At 39.3% G+C, this 19,428-nt stretch carries 19 protein-coding genes; 5 read left to right on the forward strand and 14 right to left on the reverse strand.

The annotated features are described in order from the left end of the window. Positions 1 to 3 precede the first annotated feature (3 nt). The 5 genes from TW85_RS14985 to dinG all read right to left on the reverse strand — a co-directional run bounded on the left by TW85_RS14985 (position 4) and on the right by dinG (position 6,450). Positions 4 to 273: a DUF4389 domain-containing protein gene (locus tag TW85_RS14985; protein WP_046017949.1), complete on the reverse strand. Its 270-nt coding sequence runs from the start codon at positions 271 to 273 to the stop codon at positions 4 to 6. Next, on the reverse strand, positions 266 to 1,297 hold the full coding sequence (locus TW85_RS14990) for an NAD(P)H-dependent glycerol-3-phosphate dehydrogenase (protein WP_046017950.1): 1,032 nt from the start codon (positions 1,295 to 1,297) through the stop codon (positions 266 to 268). Before TW85_RS14990 ends, TW85_RS14985 begins: the two co-directional genes overlap by 8 nt. 62 nt (positions 1,298 to 1,359) lie before the next feature. Beyond that, on the reverse strand, positions 1,360 to 2,787 hold the full coding sequence (locus TW85_RS14995) for a YdiU family protein (protein WP_046017951.1): 1,428 nt from the start codon (positions 2,785 to 2,787) through the stop codon (positions 1,360 to 1,362). Positions 2,788 to 2,867: 80 nt separating this feature from the next. Then, positions 2,868 to 4,166: a DEAD/DEAH box helicase gene (locus TW85_RS15000; protein ID WP_046017952.1), complete on the reverse strand. Its 1,299-nt coding sequence runs from the start codon at positions 4,164 to 4,166 to the stop codon at positions 2,868 to 2,870. Between the two features lie 148 nt (positions 4,167 to 4,314). Beyond that, complete coding sequence (gene dinG / locus TW85_RS15005; protein ID WP_046017953.1) at positions 4,315 to 6,450, reverse strand: ATP-dependent DNA helicase DinG; 2,136 nt, start codon at positions 6,448 to 6,450, stop codon at positions 4,315 to 4,317. A 69-nt stretch (positions 6,451 to 6,519) separates the two neighbouring features. Between dinG and lexA the strand changes: the two genes are divergently transcribed. Beyond that, positions 6,520 to 7,140, forward strand: coding sequence for a transcriptional repressor LexA (gene lexA, locus TW85_RS15010; RefSeq protein WP_046017954.1), 621 nt, complete (start codon positions 6,520 to 6,522; stop codon positions 7,138 to 7,140). A 55-nt stretch (positions 7,141 to 7,195) separates the two neighbouring features. Here the strand turns inward: lexA and TW85_RS15015 are convergent, their stop codons facing one another. From TW85_RS15015 to topA, 3 genes are read right to left on the reverse strand one after another with little or no spacing between them, the layout of a single operon-like run. After that, complete coding sequence (locus TW85_RS15015) at positions 7,196 to 7,465, reverse strand: hypothetical protein (protein ID WP_046017955.1); 270 nt, start codon at positions 7,463 to 7,465, stop codon at positions 7,196 to 7,198. A 4-nt stretch (positions 7,466 to 7,469) separates the two neighbouring features. Then, entirely contained in the window at positions 7,470 to 7,928 is a 459-nt protein-coding gene (locus TW85_RS15020) for a DUF6586 family protein (RefSeq protein ID WP_046017956.1), read from the reverse strand. Further along, the gene (gene topA, locus TW85_RS15025; RefSeq protein ID WP_046017957.1) at positions 7,929 to 10,565 is read right to left on the reverse strand and encodes a type I DNA topoisomerase; all 2,637 of its coding nucleotides are present in this window, start codon (positions 10,563 to 10,565) and stop codon (positions 7,929 to 7,931) included. A 196-nt stretch (positions 10,566 to 10,761) separates the two neighbouring features. Between topA and TW85_RS15030 the strand changes: the two genes are divergently transcribed. Further along, positions 10,762 to 11,526, forward strand: a complete 765-nt coding sequence (locus TW85_RS15030) for a hypothetical protein (RefSeq protein WP_046017958.1) — start codon at positions 10,762 to 10,764, stop codon at positions 11,524 to 11,526. 1 nt (position 11,527) lies between these two features. Here TW85_RS15030 and TW85_RS15035 read toward each other — a convergent pair whose 3' ends face one another. Then, entirely contained in the window at positions 11,528 to 12,010 is a 483-nt protein-coding gene (locus TW85_RS15035) for a hypothetical protein (RefSeq protein WP_046017959.1), read from the reverse strand. Positions 12,011 to 12,067: 57 nt separating this feature from the next. On the opposite strand from TW85_RS15035, the gene TW85_RS15040 reads away from it, so the two are divergent. Further along, the gene (locus tag TW85_RS15040) at positions 12,068 to 12,499 is read left to right on the forward strand and encodes a universal stress protein (protein ID WP_046017960.1); all 432 of its coding nucleotides are present in this window, start codon (positions 12,068 to 12,070) and stop codon (positions 12,497 to 12,499) included. A 43-nt stretch (positions 12,500 to 12,542) separates the two neighbouring features. Here TW85_RS15040 and cysS read toward each other — a convergent pair whose 3' ends face one another. The 5 genes from cysS to TW85_RS15065 form a co-directional block, all read right to left on the reverse strand. Then, complete coding sequence (cysS, locus tag TW85_RS15045; RefSeq protein WP_046017961.1) at positions 12,543 to 13,925, reverse strand: cysteine--tRNA ligase; 1,383 nt, start codon at positions 13,923 to 13,925, stop codon at positions 12,543 to 12,545. A 3-nt stretch (positions 13,926 to 13,928) separates the two neighbouring features. Next, complete coding sequence (locus TW85_RS15050; protein ID WP_046017962.1) at positions 13,929 to 15,602, reverse strand: glutamine--tRNA ligase/YqeY domain fusion protein; 1,674 nt, start codon at positions 15,600 to 15,602, stop codon at positions 13,929 to 13,931. 128 nt (positions 15,603 to 15,730) lie between these two features. After that, positions 15,731 to 16,054 (reverse strand): AzlD domain-containing protein, encoded by a 324-nt coding sequence (locus tag TW85_RS15055; RefSeq protein WP_046017963.1) that lies wholly within the window; start codon positions 16,052 to 16,054, stop codon positions 15,731 to 15,733. Continuing rightward, positions 16,055 to 16,789: an AzlC family ABC transporter permease gene (locus TW85_RS15060; RefSeq protein WP_238326225.1), complete on the reverse strand. Its 735-nt coding sequence runs from the start codon at positions 16,787 to 16,789 to the stop codon at positions 16,055 to 16,057. Between the two features lie 4 nt (positions 16,790 to 16,793). Next, positions 16,794 to 17,747 carry a bifunctional helix-turn-helix transcriptional regulator/GNAT family N-acetyltransferase gene (locus tag TW85_RS15065; RefSeq protein ID WP_046017964.1) on the reverse strand — a complete coding sequence of 318 codons (954 nt, stop codon included), beginning with the start codon at positions 17,745 to 17,747 and terminating at the stop codon, positions 16,794 to 16,796. Between the two features lie 135 nt (positions 17,748 to 17,882). Between TW85_RS15065 and queC the strand changes: the two genes are divergently transcribed. Together queC and queE are read left to right on the forward strand one after the other, a co-directional pair. Further along, a complete protein-coding gene (gene queC, locus TW85_RS15070; RefSeq protein WP_202904869.1) occupies positions 17,883 to 18,566 on the forward strand; it encodes a 7-cyano-7-deazaguanine synthase QueC in 684 nt (227 codons plus the stop codon). 134 nt (positions 18,567 to 18,700) lie between these two features. Further along, entirely contained in the window at positions 18,701 to 19,351 is a 651-nt protein-coding gene (queE, locus tag TW85_RS15075) for a 7-carboxy-7-deazaguanine synthase (protein WP_046017966.1), read from the forward strand. Positions 19,352 to 19,428 lie beyond the last annotated feature (77 nt).

Raw genomic sequence — 19,428 nt, forward strand, 5'->3', positions numbered from 1 at the left:
TCCTTATTTCGCATTAGGCCATGGCTGAAATGGGTATGGCTTTTCTTCAGTTTGAAAACAGACAAAAGAAAGTGTTTGGCTAATGAAGTTTGATAATGAAGCCACAAAATCGGCAAGACTTTTTGGCTCAAATTGAGAACCAAAACGAATAATAGTAAGAATAATGAGCGCAATGCCAAATACAGACAAAGAAATATTTAACACAGCCCAATACACTGCCATGAATACTAAACGAACCCAAAAACCTTGATCTGCATACCCTGGTTTAGCCATTACTTTTCTCCTCATATGTCGCAAACTCTACATCCCACTTAAGCTCACCTGTCATCATGGTTTGAACTAGAGAGTCTAATTGACACCCATCAAACACAAGCTTAGACAATCCTAATGCTAATGGCATATAGAGTTTATTTTTTTCTGCTTCTGAAATTACCATACGCAAGGTGTTCACCCCTTCGGCAACTTGTCCTAATTCTGCAACGGCTTGCTCTAATGTTTTACCCGAGCCTAGTGCAAAACCAACCTGATAGTTTCGGCTTAATGGAGATGAACATGTTGCAATCAAATCTCCCATACCAGCCAAGCCTAAGAATGTCATTGGATTCGCACCGAAATGAACAGCAAAGCGGCTCATTTCAGCTAAACTACGCGTCATTATCATAGCCATAGTGTTTTCGCCAACATTGAGGGCTTTTGCAAGCCCACAAACAATGGCATAAATATTTTTTAATGCGCCAGCTAGCTCTACACCTTTGATATCAGAGTTTTCGTATACTCTAAAAGTTGGCGACTTAAGTAATTCAACAGCATGACCTCTCACCGCATCATCTGGGCTTGCAATAACAGAACCGGTTAATTGCCCTGCCGCTATCTCTTTTGCTAAATTCGGCCCACTCAAAACACCAATTTTATCAGTAACATTTTGACGAAATAAAATATCACTCATCAACTCAAAGCGATTTGGATTGAAGCCTTTGGTTGTACTGATTAACATTTTATCTGGTGTTAATAAGGGAGTAATTCTTTCTACAACTTGTTCGAAAGATTTTGATGGGATTGACACAAAAATAGCATCACTTTCAGCAATCGCCGCTTCTAGATCGGTAGTAGCAAGTAACTCTTCACTAAGTTGAGCTTTAGGAAGATAGCGACTATTGAAACCTGTTAAATTAATTTCCTCAACTTGCTCTTCATTTCTCATCCATTGGCTAACAATATGTCCATTATTAGCCATGATATTCGCTAAAGCGGTACCAAAACTACCACCACCAAGTACACAGACGGTTTCTTTAGCCATCTTGTTTTTAAACCTCCGATTTACCTTCAAACAAAGATAAATTTAATAAGATTAGATAAATTTTAAGACGAACAACTAATGCAAATTTTCTGTTGCTCACTATTAGCAGGTATCGCAAGGTGCGATAAGCTCTCATGCTCATCAAAAGGTTGCTTTAATACCTGCATAAGCTCATCAAATAGTTTAAAGCTCCCACCCTCTGCCGCTGAAATCACATTTTGAGCTAAATAGTTTCTTAGAATATATTTAGGATTGAATTTTAGCATTTCAACCCGTGATTTTTCCCACGATCTGGTTTCTTGCTTACGTCGGTCACAATATTCATTTAACCAAAGGTTAATTGCTTCATTATCATCAAAGTCAGCAATCAATAACAGACGATCATTAGCCTCTTTCATTTGGCTTAGGTTACGCCAAAAACTAGTATAGTCTACTTGTTCCTTTTCTAATAATAACAATAAATTAGAAAACATTGCCTGATCGTCTTCTAGCTCTAAAATAAAGCCTAATTTTGATCTTATCATTGTTTGAAAGTAGCCCATTAATCTGGCTTCAAACTGACTAAGGACTTTAACTAGTTGGCTTTTAGTCAAATGATTAGAAAAACAATGAAATAGGCAATTCAAATTCCATAGTGCCACACCAGGTTGGCGCTCAAAAGCATAACGGGCTTCATAATCTGATTGATTTGAAACCCACCTTGGCTGATATGACTCCATAAATCCATAGGGGCCATAATCAATTGTTTCCCCTAATATAGACATATTATCGGTATTCATTACACCATGCTGAAAACCAACTGCCTGCCACTGCGCAATCATTTTTGCTGTTGAATCTACAATCGACTCTAGCATAAAGAGGATATTCTCCTCTCTACCTAATGGCTGCTTAAAATAACGATCTATAACATAATCAATTAAAGAATCTAATTCGTGCGTTTTCTTTTGATAAAAGAAATATTCAAAATGACCAAAACGAATGTGTGATCTAGCACTTCTAAGCAACATAGCTGCAGGTTCGGCTTGCTCACGGTAAACATATTGGTCACTTGTAAATAATGCTAAAGCTCGAGTACTTGAAATGCCTAAATGATGTAATGCCTCACTGGCTAAGTACTCACGAATACTTGAACTTAATACGGCCCTACCATCACCACGCCTTGAATAAGGCGTGGGGCCCGATCCTTTCATATGCAGGTCAATTATTTGACCATCTTGGTTGGTCACTTCTCCAAGCAATAGCCCTCTACCATCACCTAACTGCGGTGTGAAGCCGCCAAACTGGTGCCCTGCATAGACCATACTTAATGCGCCAGAGATAGGCTCATTTCCAAGGAACAGGTTTAAGGTCTTAGCATGCTTAAGATTGATATCTAATTGAGCAGCCAAAGCGTCATTTGAGTAGGAAAGGGTTTGTTGAGTTAAAGGTTGAATTTGACCTTGAGATGAGAAACTAGAACCAAGTGTAGAAAAATGATGTGAAAGTTTCATAAATCACCCAAACAACAGGAGGAAGAGTAAGGTTTGAAGTGAGAACTGACAGCCTAATAATTAGACTGTCAGTATATATTTTAGCTGTTACTTACATACTCGCAGCGAATTTTTTCACCTACTACTTTTTCAATTTCAGGCACCATAAATGCGTCATCTTCACTGGCAAAGCTGACAGACTTACCTGATTCACCACCACGGCCCGTTCGACCAATGCGGTGAACATAATCTTCTGGATCTTCTGGTAATGAATAATTTACGACTAATTCAATACCATCAACATGAATACCACGACCGGCCACATCTGTCGCAACCAAAACTTGAATGCGTCCATTTTTAAAGTTAGCTAGCGTTTTAACTCGCTTATCTTGAGATACTTCGCCAGACAACATAGCGCAATTAACGCCAGCATCTTTCAAGCGCTCATACAGGTCACGGGTTTCATCACGTCGGTTAGCAAAAACGATCGTTCTTTGATTATCTTTTTCCTTAATTAGACTCTCAAGCACAGGCCATTTCTGATCTGCTTCAACACTATAAATAACTTGCTCAATGTTTTTATTTGTCGTCTCTTCAGGAACAACAGAAACTTCTTTTGGGAAGTAAGTCCATTGACGAGCAAGGTTTTGAATATCTTTAGGGAAGGTTGCACTAAACAGCATGGTCTGACGCTTTTCTTTATGCGGCGTCATGCGGATAATACTTTTCACATCAGGGATAAAACCCATAGATAGCATGCGATCCGCTTCATCAAGGACTAACGCTTCTACCTTGTTAAGGAGTACTTTTTTGTTTCTAGCAAAATCCATTAAACGACCAGGCGTAGCAACAACGATATCAACACGCTCTGTCTCTAACGTCTGCTTTTGCTTTTCGTAGCTTAAACCACCCACCAAAGAAACAACATTAATATTAGAATTAGCTGTTAGCTTAACTGCATCATCAGCAATTTGAAGCGCTAATTCACGCGTTGGCGCTATGATTAGGCCCCTAGCTAAACGACTATCACGATCACCCTCTAGAGGGTAATCAATAAAGTCACTTATCATGGCAATTAAAAAGGCCGCTGTTTTACCGGTACCTGTTTGTGCTTGGCCAATTAAATCATAGCCTTGAAGCGTTTCAGGTAAGGTAGCTGCCTGGATTTCACTGCAGTACTCAAAAGACATTTCAGAAATTGATTTAAGAACTCGGTCAGGAAGATTTAAATCATGAAAGCGAACTTTACCCTCAACTTCAGCCACTTGAAAATCATCAATGGACCAAACAGCACCCGTAGCAGGTTTGTTTTGAGAAGCATCATCCTGACGCTTAGGTTTGCGATATGATTTTCTTGGTTTTTTAGTTCTAGGTTTTTGTGGTGCGCTCTGATTATCCATATTGGAATCTATGATCTTCTGTTGAATGTCTTATGGAGTCAAAGACGTAATGCCTTTGAATAAATTGTTATCACTAATTTGATGTGGGTGGAGTTTACAGAAATACCACCCATTTTTACAGTCATTTAATTAGTTACTCACCAAGCGCTTAACTAGATTCTAGCTTTAGGCTATAGGGTGGCAAACTGTCTATAAGGTTCCTGCCATAGCGCTTAGTAATAAGGCGCTTATCTAGTATGCAGATTTTCCCAGTATCATTCTCACTGCGTAATAAACGACCTGTCGCCTGCACTAATTTAAGAGACGCATCAGGGATTGATATTTCCATAAAAGGATTCCCACCACGCTTTTGAATCCATTCTGCTAAAGTCGCATCAACTGGGTCATCAGGCACTGAAAAAGGTATTTTGGCAATAATAACGTGTGTTAAATATTTACCAGGTAAATCAACACCTTCAGCAAAGCTTGCCAGCCCCAACAACAAACTCCCCTTGTCTTTATCAATTCTTTCTTTATGAGCCTCAAGGATAATACGTTTTGATTGCTCCCCTTGAACCAACATAATATCTTTAAGCTCCTGCTTAACTGCATCAGCAACAGCTTCCATCTGCTTTCTTGAGGAGAATAAAACCAAACTGGCAGCTAAAGGATCAACCTCATTATCAAGGTATTGGATAATTTCTTTAGTATGTTCATCCGCCTTATTTGGTTCATGCTCAAGTTTTGGAATTTGCAAAACAGCTTTATTCTGAAAATCAAAAGGGCTTAATACTCTTAAATATTCTGACTCCTTCGGCACACCACTTCTCATATTAAAACGGTGAAATTGATTTAATGCTGTCAAAGTAGCTGAGGTAACAACCGCGGCAAAGCATTTATCCCATAATTGCATTCTTAATGTGTGCGCAGCAAGAATGGGTGAACCACCCAGCTCAATATCCTGCTCCATTCCTTGACCAGTCAATGTGAGCCATCTTGCATTCGGCGGGAAGTTCTGATCATCCGCCGTAGAGAATAATAGCCATAATGCTTTTGCCTGCTCTAACCTACCGAGTATTACGCCTAAGATTGGTAGCCAAACTTCTGCGGTTTCAGGCTTCATACCCATACCCTCATTCTGCTTAACTTTCTTACATTCATCGTGAATCGACTCGATCGCAGAAAAAAGTTTTTGGTAGGAGGTTTGGAGGCTATAAGCGAGCTGCCTTAACTCATCAGGGATAATGCCAAACTCAAATCTATGCTGATCATTATCATCAACATTTTGCAGATTATTAATGAATGGCGCTAAACCTTGTTGAGCATATTGAATAAAATTAACAATGGTTTGCACCATTTGTGGAATCTTGAACAATAATTGCCCAGTAACACTAACGTCGTCAGAAAGCTCCTGCTTAAGGTTTATCAGGTTCTTCTCAAGTTGTCTTAACCAAAGAATACTTTGCTGTAATCTAAGTTCGTGTCTGAAATGATTAATAGCTTTGTCGGGTAAATGGTGCCCTTCATCGAATACATAAATGCTATCGGCAGGGGCAGTCAGTATTGCTCCTCCACCTAGAGATAAGTCCGCTAATACAAGGTCATGGTTTGCAACTATAATGTCTGCAACTTCTATTTCAGCTCTAGCCTTATAAAATGGGCACGCCGTAAAGTTAGCACAATTACGGTTTGTACATTGCTGATGGTCCGTTTTTAAACGTCCCCAATCTTGCTCTCTTACAATACCTGTCCAGTTATCTTTATCACCATCCCAAGTGCCAGCTTTAAGCGCATCATCCATTTCTTTATAAAGAGCGGTATTAACATCTCCTGGCTGCAAATGCTGTTCAAACAAACCTGCGAACATATCATCCGTCGCTTGTGTCTCATCATCTAGATGACTTTCTAGATGATTTAGACACAAATAACGACCTCTACCTTTAGCCAAGGTATATTTAAACTGATAGTCAGTATGCTTAAGGAGTTCTGGTAGTTCCTTGTGAAGAATTTGCTCCTGCAAAGCGACAGTTGCCGTTGAGATTACGAGTGTTTTTTCCCGTGCTCTGGCTATAGGGACTGCGGCTAGGCAATATGACAAGGTTTTACCTGTACCCGTACCAGCCTCTATTACCGCAACATGTTTTTCACCCAGTCGATTACCTTCACTGTCAGGTTTAACGTTACCCAGTGTTCTCGCAATAGCACCAATCATTTGCCTTTGACCGGTACGAGGGTTGTGCCCTTTTGCCTTAAGGTTTGCTCGGTAAGCGGTTTGTATTTTTAACTTTAAATCGTCAGAAAGCATTTATTTATTTGAGTATCCCTTTAAAAGCTGTATATAATAACAGTTACTGTACAAACAACCAGATGCCTTATGATTAAACTTACAAAAAGACAATCCGATGTTATGGATACAATCCGCGACTTTATTGCGGAAACTGGCTTTCCACCAACACGAGCCGAAATTGCAAAACAGCTAGGTTTTAAATCACCAAATGCTGCGGAAGAACACTTAAAAGCCCTTTGTAAAAAAGGTGCTATTGAGATTTTACCTGGTGCTTCACGTGGCTTACGCATCATTGAAGAAGCCAGCAATGATGCAAACCCAGAGCTTGGGTTGCCTATTATTGGTAAGGTAGCTGCAGGTTTTCCAATACTTGCCCAGGAAAATGTGGACTCTCATGTTCAAGTGCCACCAAGTATGTTCTCACCACAAGCTGATTATCTCTTATCTGTAAATGGCATGAGTATGAAAGATGTGGGCATTATGGAAGGAGATTTACTTGCCGTCCATAAAACATCTACCGTACGTAACGGCCAAATTGTTGTTGCACGTATCGGCGATGAAGTGACTGTAAAACGCTTTGAAAAGAAAGGAAATACAATTCGCCTCATCGCAGAAAACGAAGAGTTCAATGACATACTAGTCGACTTAGAAAGTGAAGAGTTTGCCATTGAGGGTCTCTCCGTAGGAGTTATACGACAAACAATCTAAGTAACACGCATAAAAAAAGCTAAGCCTAGGCTTAGCTTTTTTTATGCGGTCATCATTAGTGAATCACTTTTGCCTGTGAGGCTGCGTCTTCATCATGAGATTCATGCACTTCAGATTCTGGAAAATCTTCTGAATACACAAAATCAATACCGGCATGAAACATTCTCTTAGCCAGTTCAAAATACCTATCCTGAAGATACGCTTTTGTAGTATCAGAAATTTTTAGAACCGCTAGAGGTTCAGATTCAACACCCTCATCACTTGCTGGACGTAAAACAATTTCGCCATTTTCTAGTTCCACTATCTCTAGATACGACTCATTCATATTATTAGTACTCTGAGGATTCTTCTCTAAACCTTAAAATCAATTCGGTTAGAGAGTTTAAATATGTCAAATAAGTTGACCTATCATCAACTGAGGCGACAATTAAATTATCGTGTTTAGCGTTATAGAAATTTGGCTGACATTTCAAACTCACGTCATATGTATTTTGCATATGTGAAAACCAAGAGTTTGCGTTTGCATTCAATTCTATAAGCTCGTTAACAACTGGAATGCTGATGTTTTTTGATTTTGCATCTTGATGCATTTCAAGCAAGCCAATTTCCGAGCTAAGATGATACGCTTGTTTTACTTCTTGCAAAAGCCCTAAAACAGCACTTTGTAAATGAAAAAGGGCAGCATTTTCAAATGCTGGCCCCATCCATTTTTGCTCATTATTTGGCATATCCAAAAAACGACGTGCTATATCCAGCCTCTGATTTGTCATGCTAGCGGCCGAACTCATTTATTTCTTTACCTTTTTCTTAGCTTCTTCAATCACCCACTTAGAGTCAACATAAAAGGCTTTCCAACCAGTTGGCTTGCCTTCGTCTTCAGACATGACATATTGCTCTTTTGTTTTACGACTATAGCGAATTATTGTAGGTCGACCTTCAGAGTCAGCTAATGGCGCATCCTTAAAGAAATGATACTTAGGATCTATTTGATCCATGTAAGGTATCAGCTCAGCCACAAGTGGAGCACGCGTTTCTCGCTTCCTTGGGAATTGACTCGCTGCCAAGAACAGGCCAGTTGCACCATCACGTAAAACATAGTGATCCTCAACCTTAAGGCATGCCAAATCTGGCATAGGAACAGGGTCCATCTTAGGCGGAGCAGCTTCTCCATTTTTCAGTAACTTACGTGTATTCTTACATTCTTCATTTGTACAACCAAAGTACTTCCCGAAACGGCCAGTTTTTAACTGCATTTCTGAAGAACACTTATCACACTCAAGAACAGGGCCATCATAACCTTTTATCTTGAACGAACCAGCCTCAACCTCAAATCCTGAACAACTAGGGTTGTTACCACAAACATGTAATTTGCGCTGTTCATCAACCAAATAGCTATCCATTGCAGAGCCACAGATTTTACAACGTCGCTTATTAATAAGCGCCTTTGACTCAGCCTCATCGTCATATACAGCAACAACCTCTTCACCACTTACTAGGTTAATTGTTGCTTTACAGCGTTCTTTTGGTGGCAATGCATAACCAGAGCAAGACAAGAACACACCAGTACTTGCCGTGCGAATTTGCATTGGTCTTGAACATGTTGGGCATTCTATATCAGTAGGTGTTGGCGCATTTTGAGCCATACCTGTTTCTGGATGTTCGGCGATATTAAGTGTCTTACTAAAATCACGGTAAAAGGCATTAAGGGTTTCAATCCAATCATCTCGCCCTTCAGCGATATCGTCCAGTCTCTCTTCCATTTGAGCGGTAAAATCATAACCCATCAAAGTCTGGAAGCTATTCACTAAACGATCGGTAACTATGTCACCCATTTTCTCAGCATAAAAGCGACGACCTTCAGTTCGCACATAACCACGATCTTGAATCGTAGAAATGATAGAAGCATAAGTTGATGGACGTCCAATACCACGCTTCTCAAGCTCTTTAACAAGGCTTGCTTCACTGTATCTAGCCGGTGGCTTAGTAAAGTGTTGCTCAGGCACAAGCTGCTCTAAGCTCAAAGCTTCGCCTTGATCGATATCAGGTAAAATGTTGTCATCACCTTTCTTACCTAATGGTGTCATAACACGCGTATAACCATCAAAGCGAAGAATTCTGCCTTTCGCCTTTAACTCATACTCTTCCACTACTAGCGTAACCGTAGTAGATGTATAACGAGCAGGTGTCATTTGACATGCCATAAACTGATTACGAATCAACTCGTAAAGTCTATGAGCGTCTTTTTCCATGCCTTTCAAGAACTCTGGTAACAAGGTAACATCAGAAGGTCGAATCGCTTCGTGAGCCTCTTGAGCGCCCTCTTTGCTAGAATATCGAATCGCGTTTTCTGGCAAATACTCATTGCCATAATTTTTCTCGATATAATCCCTTAAACTAGAAACAGCTTCTTGGCTTAAGTTAGTCGAGTCAGTTCGCATATAGGTAATGTAACCCGCTTCGTAAAGTCGCTGAGCTAACATCATCGTCTTTTTAACACCAAAGCTTAAGCGAGTACTTGCAGCCTGTTGCAAAGTTGATGTTATAAAAGGTGCGCTTGGTTTACTACTTGTCGGCTTATCTTCACGTCTAGCAACTTTATACGTTGCATTCTGAAGTCTCGCTAAATGTTGATTCGACTCTTCTTCATTCGTTGGTCGGTATTCTTTGTCTTGATACTTCGCAACTTCAAACTTAATTTTTTCTTGCTTAGGTGTTGCAAGCAAAGCGTCCATTTCCCAAAACTCATCTGGGATAAAGGCTCTAATACTTTGTTCGCGCTCAACGATTAGTCTTACCGCAACAGATTGAACACGGCCTGCTGATAATCCACGGGCAACTTTAGCCCACAATAAAGGAGATACCATAAAGCCAACAACGCGATCCAAGAAACGTCTTGCTTGCTGTGCATTTACTCTATTGATATCAAGTTCAGCAGGAACATCAAAAGCTTCAGTAATTGCTTTTTCAGTAATCTCGTTAAAAACAACACGTTTATAGCGAGAATCGTCACCACCTATTGCTTCACGCAAGTGCCACGCAATAGCTTCTCCCTCTCTATCCAAATCGGTCGCGAGATAGATGGTGTCAGCATTTTTTGCCAAGCGCTTAAGTTCATCAACAACTTTTTCTTTGCCTGGTAACACTTCGTACTGGGCCTGCCAGTTGTTCTCTGGGTCAACACCCATTCGGTTAATCAGTTGTTGACGAGCTTTACGGCTCTTATAAACAACTTTTTCTTCAGCTGACATTTTACGTGTCAAAGCGGCTTGCTTAGCGCGCTCTTGAGGTGTGGACGTTGATGTTGTGCCAGTAGGTAAGTCACGTATATGTCCAACACTGGACTTTACAACATAGCCACTACCTAAATATTTATTAATTGTCTTCGCCTTGGCTGGCGATTCCACTATTACCAGTGATTTTCCCATTTTCTAATATAGGCCTTATGTAAAGTACATCTCCGATTCTGCAAATCTGTGCAGTTAACATCGTCGGGGTCGTGATATTAAGCAAACCCCTTTTATATAACAAGCTATCACTGTATTGTTTGCGAGATAATTTTCTAAATCATTTGAAAATATCTATATTTAAGATACTGAATTCATCGTCAGAGGACAATACGTAGTGACATTGCAAATTGTTACCATTTTATTTTTATTCATCATAGTCGTTCTTTCCGTAATCGTCGGAAGCAGAGCGCATCAAAAAGAAAAAGAAGAAACCGAACGTAGATTCACTCAATTAAAACTTATGAATCGAGCCGATAGAACTTATAGCCATATTAGCAGTATTGTTCAAATTAACACCGACCCAATTGTTACTGATGTTTTATATGATTTTTATATCGACACATTACGCGATCTTATTAACTACACTGACGACATTGATTCAATTGAACAAAGAATAGCCAAAGCAGAAGAAGAACGTGAAAATGATTTAATTGTATATAACACCACTCCTACATTATTAAGTTTTCAAGAAAAAGCGAATTATAAAGAACGCTTAACCAAGCTCGCCAAACTGCTTTTATTTATGCGCAGAAAAGGACGAATTAGCCATTCACATTATCAAGCTTGTTATGATTATTTACGCTGGTTAAACCTCGACATTCAAGTTAACCGCCAGCTTGTTCAAGCTAATACTAATTTCGATACGGGTGATACACGTGTCGCCAGAACCCTATATGGCGTTATCTTATCTCACGTTAGAGCTGACCCTTTACAGCGCCCTGAGAAAAAGATTCTTGAAAACTTTGTTGATGAAAAAATCAAAGAGATCTATGAACCTGAATTAAAAGCAATTGAAGAGGCTGAAACACCAGAGGAAGCAGCCGCTTTAGTTGAGGAACTTTCAAAACCCGTTGATATTTCAGGATTAGATCAAGAATAGCTTACACAAAATCAATCGCTTCAATTTCACTGAGAAGCGATTGAATCTTTTCAACATCACTCTCTTCTCCATTTTCATTCCAATGCAAAGAAACACAATCTGCTGTAACTACAATTGCTTTAAAGTTTTGCATATGATTTTTTAACGTTTCTTGGCTTGATTCAGATAGATTAATAACCCTGCTTGCGTACCAGCCATCCAGAATATTTTCGTACTTCCACACCTCGTAAGGATAGATGCAAACCTCATCGGTTAAGCTTTTAAGCTTATTAATTCTAAATTTGTGGTAAGCGGCAGATTTTACTTTAGTCGTTGACTTATCCCATTTATCAGGTAACTCTATATGTGTAAGTTGTACACCTAATTGACTTTTTCGTGCTAAAAGACGAATTTTCATTTTATCTTGATCACGCTTACTTGGCATCACCCATAAAATGGAGCCCAGCATTGAGGCAACAATGGCAACCACTATTAAAATAGTCATAAATTTTACTCATGTTTGAACTAATATAAGAATACACAAACCGTTTCGGAGGTTTATATGCCATACCAAAGAATTTTACTAGCGGCCGACCTTACTGAAGAGAATCTTCCCGTCGTTGAAAAAGCTGTACGTTTGTGCACAACATATAACGCAAAATTGGTTATTCTGCACGTTATTGAATCCCTTAACTACGCCTATGGTGGCGATGTCCCAATTGATATCACAGACATACAACATCAACTTCAAACAAGCGCACAAGAAAAATTAGACGCTCTCTGCGAACAAATCACCTGCCCTATTGATCAAGCAATCATTTCTCAAGGCGGTATTGAAAGTGAAATCCATCGTGTTGCAGAAGAAAACGAAACCAATCTCATCGTTGTAGGTAGTCATGGTCGACATGGATTAGCCCTGCTTTTAGGGTCCACAGCAAACGGGGTATTACATGGAGCCCCTTGTGACGTACTAGCAGTAAGAGTTAAAAACTAATCAAAATAAAGGCCAGCTAATGCTGGCCTTATCATCTGAACAATTAACGCCTTGTCCAGCTTGTCCCTTCTCTCGTATCTAATAAAGTAATACCTTGATCCGCTAAAGAGTCCCTTATTTCATCACTTCTCGCAAAGTTTTTATCTTTCCTTGCTTGAATCCTTTCAGCAATCAGCGCGTCAATTTCTTCTTCAGAAATACCATCATTGACCACACTATTTTTTAAGAAATACTCTGGGTCTTGCAACAACAAACCAAGTAGCTCAGCTAAAACACTTAATTCTTTAGCAAGAATTGGTGCATTATCAGCTTCAGCTGCTTTTGCTTTATTCAACTCTCTTACCAAATCAAATAAAACTGAGATAGCAACAGGCGTATTAAAGTCATCATCCATAGCTTCTTGATAGCGCTCGCTATAAGTAGATGGCAAATACTCGCCAGCTAACGCTTGTCCTTGTAAGCTGGTATACATTCTTTCAAGGCCAACTTTTGCCTCAAGTAAACTTTGCTCAGAATAATCGATAGGGCTACGATATTGACTAGACACCATTAAGAAACGTACAACCTCAGGGTTATATTTTTCTAACACATCTCTCACGGTAAAGAAGTTACCCAAAGATTTAGACATCTTTTCATTGTTAACGCGTACAGCACCACAGTGCATCCAATAGTTGACATAGTCAGTACCATTAGCGCATTCAGATTGAGCTATTTCGTTTTCATGATGAGGAAACTTAAGATCAGGTCCACCACCATGTATGTCAAAATGTGGCCCTAGGCAGCTTGTAGACATAGCTGAACATTCAATATGCCAACCAGGACGACCAATGCCCCAAGGTGATTGCCAATGCACCTCACCCTCTTTAGCAGATTTCCATAAAACAAAGTCAGCAGGATTCTCTTTTGCACTTTCTACATCAATACGTGCACCTGCAAGCATTTCGTCTAACTTACGATTATTAAGTTTGCCATAGTCAGCATGTTTTTCTGTACGGAAATAAACGTCACCCGTTGAGCCTTGATAAGCAAAGCCTTTATCAACTAAGGTCGAAATCATATCAATAATTTCTTGCATAAACTCAGTCGCTTTCGGCTCTCTATCAGGTAGTTTATTTCCTAATTTAAGCTCATCCTGAGTTTGTGCTTCGATCATTCTTGCTGTTAGAGATTCTGGTGTTTCATCATTCTCAGCAGCACGTTTAATAATTTTATCATCTACATCCGTAATATTTCGAACATAAGTAAGATCAAAGCCACTAAATCTAAGGTGGCGAGAAATAATGTCGAAAGAGATCATTGCTCTGGCGTGGCCAATATGACAGAAGTCATAAACTGTATTACCACATACATACATGCCAACCTTTCCTGGCACCAATGGAACAAACTCTTCTTTCTTACCGGTTAAAGTATTGTGTATCTTTAACATTATTTACTTTCCCTTAGCTTCTATTTTTGCCCATGAATCTCGCAATGTTACAGTTCGGTTAAACACTAATGTTTCTCGTTCTGAATCACGACAGAAGTAACCTTCTCGTTCGAATTGGTAGCCTTGACTCTTCTCAGAGCTAGCCAAAGAAGGCTCCAATTTAGCATTTGTTAACACTGATAATGAGTCTGGGTTAATAAAGTCTAAGAATGTTTTACCTTCATGATTCGCATCTGGAGCAGCTTCATTAAATAGCCTGTCATATAGGCGTACTTCTGCCGTTACAGCGTGCTTAGCACTTACCCAATGAATAACCCCTTTTGGCTTATAACCTTCTGGGTTTACGCCAAGCGTGTTTTCATCATAACGACACAATAATTCAATGACTTCACCAGCGTCATTTTTAATCGCTTCATCACAAGTAATTACATAACCACCACGAAGGCGAACAGCTGACTCGAGAGTTAATCGTTTCCATTTTTTAGGTGGTACTTCAGCAAAATCCGCTGCATCAATGTAAAGCTCTTTAGAAAAAGGAACTTCACGCTTACCTGCATCTTCATTTTTAGGGTGATTAGCCACGCTAAAAATTTCTTCTTTATCTTCTGGGTAATTAGTTAAAGTCACCTTAATTGGATTAAGAACGGCCATAGCACGGTTAGCATTAGCATCTAAATCTTCACGTATGGCATGCTCTAGCATACTCACATCGACAACTGAGTCAGATTTTGTCACGCCAATTCTTTCGCAGAAATTACGAATTGATAGTGGCGTATAACCTCGACGACGCAAGCCTGAAATTGTTGACATACGAGGATCATCCCACCCCTCAACATGACCTTCATCAACTAACTGTTTTAGCTTTCGTTTACTAGTGACAGTGTAATTAACATTAAGACGTGCGAATTCAATTTGCTGCGGATGAGCTGCTTTCAAGGTGTCTAACACCCAATCATATAAAGGTCTGTGATCCTGAAACTCTAGGGTACAAACAGAATGAGTAATATTCTCTAGCGCGTCAGATAGGCAATGAGTAAAGTCATACATAGGGTAAACACACCATTTATTACCTGTTTGGTGGTGCTCTACATGTCTAACTCGATAAATAATAGGATCGCGCATATTGATATTTGGACTTGCCATGTCAATTTTTGCACGCAATACCATTTCGCCATCTTTATACTTACCTTCTTTCATTTCCATAAAGAGGGCTAAGTTTTCATCAGCGCTTCGATTTCTATACGGACTATTTTTACCTGGCTCTTTTAGTGTGCCACGATATAGTCGCATCTCTTCAGCATTCAACTGACAAACATAAGCCTTGTCCAATTTAATAAGTTCAACAGCAAAATCAAACAAAGCATCGAAGTAATCAGACGAGAACTTCACTTCGTCTTGCCAGTTAAAACCTAACCAAGAAACATCCTTTTTTATCGAGTTGATATACTCAACACTTTCTTTTTCCGGGTTAGTGTCATCAAACCTTAAATTACATTGCCCTTGATAACGCTGTGCCAAGCCGAAGTTCAAACAGATTGATTTGGCATGACCTATATGAAGGTAACCATTTGGCTCTGGTGGAAAACGGGTAACAACTTTACCGCCATGCTTTCCAGTTTCGTTATCTTTATCAATGATTTGGGTAATGAAATTACCAGGTTTAGACGTATCAGACATGTTAACCTTGGGTCCTGATTTATAGTTTCTAAAAAGTAAAATAAATTTGTGCGGTCAGTATATCTGATTTAACTCTTAGGTGAATAAAAAAAGTCACCTAAGAGCAAGATATCGAGGTTAATCAGCAATTAAATAAACAACTTGCTCAAATAAAATACAACAACACCCACAAGTATCGTCAATAATTGGTTTTGTTTGATCAATCCAATAACAAATGCTGCTAAAGCACCAAGCAACCAAGGGTTATCCAAGCCTACATCCAACCTACCATCAGGCATAAAAATCATAGGAACAATGATGGCTGACAACACCGAAATTGGAACAAAACCAAGTGCACCTTCAATCCAATTTGGCATAACCACCTTATTAGCCTTAGCAAATAAGCAAAAACGAATACCAAAGGTGACAGCAAACATTCCAAGAATGATGAAAACAAAATAACTAGTGGCCATTTACACACCCTCTTTTACTATTGAATTAGCAGTCTGCTTTGTAGCGATAAATCCCATTGCGACACCTACTAACGCCGCAAACAATAGGCCCAAATTATTTGGTAGGCCATTTAACACTAAAGAGGTAAAAGACGCCCCACATAAAGCAACCCAATATGGTGCTACCGGCTTCAATTGAGTAGATTTTAAGTAAGGTGTGATTATGCCAATAAAGGTTGCAACCATTGCGAACTCAAGCCCCCATTCACTCATCCCAGGAGTCAACTCACCTGCCACAACGCCTATTAAAGTGGATATTTGCCACATAAGGTAAAATGACAAAAATGAGCCAAGAAAGGCATAATGCCCATTTTCAACATTAATTTGCTGGTTACCATAAAGTGGGCGAACCGCAGCATAGCTTTCATCAATCAAACCAAAACCTATTAGCATCCTCCATTTCAATGGTAAATGCTTAATAAATTTAACCATATCAGCGGCATACAAGATGTGGCGTAAATTAACAATAAAAGTTGTTGAAACAATAACCCATAGCGGTGCATCAATAAATATTAACCCTAATGCTACAAACTGAGCAGAACCGGCAAATACTAGACTCGACATTGCAATCGCAAACCAAGGGCTTAACCCATTACTCATAGCCAAAGAACCAAAAAGTATTCCGAAAGGAATCCCACCCACTATCATTGGAATACTGGCGACCATGCCTTTTTTCATCAGTTTTTGAATTTCCACTAACTTACCCTCTCTCTGGGAACTTAAGTTCCATATACACATCACTTCTTTCTACAGAATAACCATTAGTTGGTGTCACTATTTCAAAGCCTAATCTCTCATAAAGCGTTAAAGCAGGAACCAATTTACTGGCCGTTTCTAAAGACAAAAGGCGCGCTCCTTTTAATCGACTTTGCTCAATACATTTGAGCATAAGCTTCAACCCAATCCCCTGCCCTTGGTAAGCATCATTGACAGCAAGCTTTATAACTTTATATGAATTAACCGCATCCGGAAGTAAGGCGCACACACCAACACATTGATCCCCCAATAAGGCAATCCAGATATACCCACCTTTAGCTAAAACCTCTGACTGAGGGTTGTTAAGGATAAGCTTATCTTCTTCCTCAATTTGATCTGCGAAATAGGTTTCAAGCCAATGCATATTAAGTTGCTTAAATTCGTCTTTATAGCTTACATCCCAAGGCTGTATTTCTACTGTTAATTGCTTACTTTCGATATGATGATTAACCCCAGTCTGCAAACCATTATTTAGTAATGAGCTTTCATAAAGACCAAATGAATGCAGTAACTGAGAGTCTATATCGTGCGCCTCTTTTTCCATTACATATTTAATAGCTTCTAATATAGGTTCTACTTTGATCATTTCATTAACGCCCTTTTCTGACAAAGAGATAAACAGACGCCTATTGTCATCTTTATCTAAAGACTTAATGACCCACTCTTCTTTTACTAACTTATTAATTTGTTTACTGATTGCTGGGTGACTCAAACCAAGACGATTTGCAAGCTCAACAACAGTCAATGACGGCTCCTGACTGAGCTGCATTAAAATAGGAAAATGAGTAGGTGAAAAACCAATCCCATGGGCTTTATAAATAGCCTCGACCTCAGAAAATAGATAATCACTCAGTCGCTTTAGTCGACTACCAAACGCCATAACACCAAAATGATTCATAAAACCTCGTAAACAGATACGTAACTGGTTACATAATATATTTTTATCCGCATAAATTGCAATATGACGTAATTAAAAAATCACAATTCAATAGGTTTTTTATGAGCAAGTCGCTATAATCGCGCGCTAAATTTCATCAATGACACAGAGGTTTATATGGCAAACAAAGCAGTTGTTGTCTATTCAGGCGGCATGGACTCGTTTACCGTACTTCATAAAGCAATCGCGAACGGAGATGAGGTTTATGCTTTATCTTTCAACTACGGTCAAAAACATAGTAAAGAACTTGTAATCGCAGCGAAGGTTTGCCAAGAGTTAGGTATTGAGCACAAAGTTGTCGATATCACGGCGATTAATAGCTTGATGGCTGGCTCCTCTTTAACCACAGACAGTGATGAAGCCATCCCTGAAGGTGATTATGAGACAGACAACATGAAGTCGACCGTAGTGCCAAATAGAAATATGGTTCTTATTTCTATGGCTATCGCCTATGCCGTTTCACTGGAAGCCGACAAGGTTTATTATGGTGCCCATTCTGGCGACCATGACATCTACCCTGATTGTCGACCTGAGTTTGTTGAAGCGATGAATGCAGTATCACTAATTGCCAATTACCAAGCTGTAGAAATTGTCGCGCCTTTCTTAAAAAGCTCTAAAGGTGACATCTTGGCTGCTGGCATTGAAATGGGTTTGGATTACGCCAATACTTGGACCTGCTATAACGGTAGAGAAAAAGCTTGCGGCAAATGCGGTTCTTGCATTGAAAGACTTGAATCTTTTGCGCTTCACGGATTAACAGACCCGATTAGTTACGAATAGATTTATTAAAAAATTACGAATAAACGTTTAACCTGATTTTAGTTCGTCAGTTTCTGTTCCACAGATATCCTGACTCTGCACTAAAGTTACTAACCAAAGCCTCGACTGTTTTCGAGACGCTATTAGGTGTAACCATGTATACAATTAAAGAAGCCTTTTATTCACTACAAGGTGAAGGGGCTCATGCCGGTCGCCCATCCATTTTCTGCCGCTTCAGTGGCTGTAATTTATGGAATGGTAAAGAGACACATAGACTTGACTCACTATGCCAATTTTGCGACACAGACTTTATCGGAACTGATGGCCAAAACGGTGGAAAATTCAAACAAGCTGAAGCATTAGCTAACCACCTTGATGCTCTTTGGCCTCTTGAGCAAAAAGATAAATATCTTGTTTTTACCGGTGGTGAACCGGCATTACAACTAGACTCACTTCTAATACAAGCAATGAAGCGCCTAGGCTATACTATTGGCATTGAAACCAATGGCACTAAAAAACTACCTGCTGGTATTGACTGGATCTGTGTAAGCCCTAAAACAACCGAACCTCTTGTTGTTGATAAAGGACATGAGTTAAAGCTTGTTTACCCTCAAACACACCTTAATCCTAAAGATTACACTCATTTAGCATTTGAAACCTTTTACCTTCAGCCAATGGACCAAAGCCATTTAGCTAAAAATCAAATTGCACCAGAAAGTAACCTTAAACAAACACTGAATTATTGTTTAGCTAATCCACAATGGCGACTAAGCTTACAAACACATAAAATTTTAGAAATTGATTAACTAAATTAAACCATTATCGCTTGAAATTAATATTAAAAGACCTATAAAGGTTTTAGCGATATTTATATGCCTACTAT

Source organism: Marinomonas sp. S3726 (genome assembly GCF_000967665.1).
Lineage (GTDB): Bacteria > Pseudomonadota > Gammaproteobacteria > Pseudomonadales > Marinomonadaceae > Marinomonas.

Bases quoted from the DNA above. Each gene is read 5' to 3' on its own strand.
- TW85_RS14985 (WP_046017949.1), bottom strand. From the start codon at position 273: ATGGCTAAACCAGGGTATGCAGATCAAGGTTTTTGGGTTCGTTTAGTA.
- TW85_RS14990 (WP_046017950.1), bottom strand. From the start codon at position 1,297: ATGGCTAAAGAAACCGTCTGTGTACTTGGTGGTGGTAGTTTTGGTACC.
- TW85_RS14995 (WP_046017951.1), bottom strand. From the start codon at position 2,787: ATGAAACTTTCACATCATTTTTCTACACTTGGTTCTAGTTTCTCATCT.
- TW85_RS15000 (WP_046017952.1), bottom strand. From the start codon at position 4,166: ATGGATAATCAGAGCGCACCACAAAAACCTAGAACTAAAAAACCAAGA.
- dinG (WP_046017953.1), bottom strand. From the start codon at position 6,450: ATGCTTTCTGACGATTTAAAGTTAAAAATACAAACCGCTTACCGAGCA.
- lexA (WP_046017954.1), top strand. From the start codon at position 6,520: ATGATTAAACTTACAAAAAGACAATCCGATGTTATGGATACAATCCGC.
- TW85_RS15015 (WP_046017955.1), bottom strand. From the start codon at position 7,465: ATGAATGAGTCGTATCTAGAGATAGTGGAACTAGAAAATGGCGAAATT.
- TW85_RS15020 (WP_046017956.1), bottom strand. From the start codon at position 7,928: ATGAGTTCGGCCGCTAGCATGACAAATCAGAGGCTGGATATAGCACGT.
- topA (WP_046017957.1), bottom strand. From the start codon at position 10,565: ATGGGAAAATCACTGGTAATAGTGGAATCGCCAGCCAAGGCGAAGACA.
- TW85_RS15035 (WP_046017959.1), bottom strand. From the start codon at position 12,010: ATGACTATTTTAATAGTGGTTGCCATTGTTGCCTCAATGCTGGGCTCC.
- TW85_RS15040 (WP_046017960.1), top strand. From the start codon at position 12,068: ATGCCATACCAAAGAATTTTACTAGCGGCCGACCTTACTGAAGAGAAT.
- cysS (WP_046017961.1), bottom strand. From the start codon at position 13,925: ATGTTAAAGATACACAATACTTTAACCGGTAAGAAAGAAGAGTTTGTT.
- TW85_RS15050 (WP_046017962.1), bottom strand. From the start codon at position 15,602: ATGTCTGATACGTCTAAACCTGGTAATTTCATTACCCAAATCATTGAT.
- TW85_RS15055 (WP_046017963.1), bottom strand. From the start codon at position 16,054: ATGGCCACTAGTTATTTTGTTTTCATCATTCTTGGAATGTTTGCTGTC.
- TW85_RS15065 (WP_046017964.1), bottom strand. From the start codon at position 17,747: ATGAATCATTTTGGTGTTATGGCGTTTGGTAGTCGACTAAAGCGACTG.
- queE (WP_046017966.1), top strand. From the start codon at position 18,701: ATGTATACAATTAAAGAAGCCTTTTATTCACTACAAGGTGAAGGGGCT.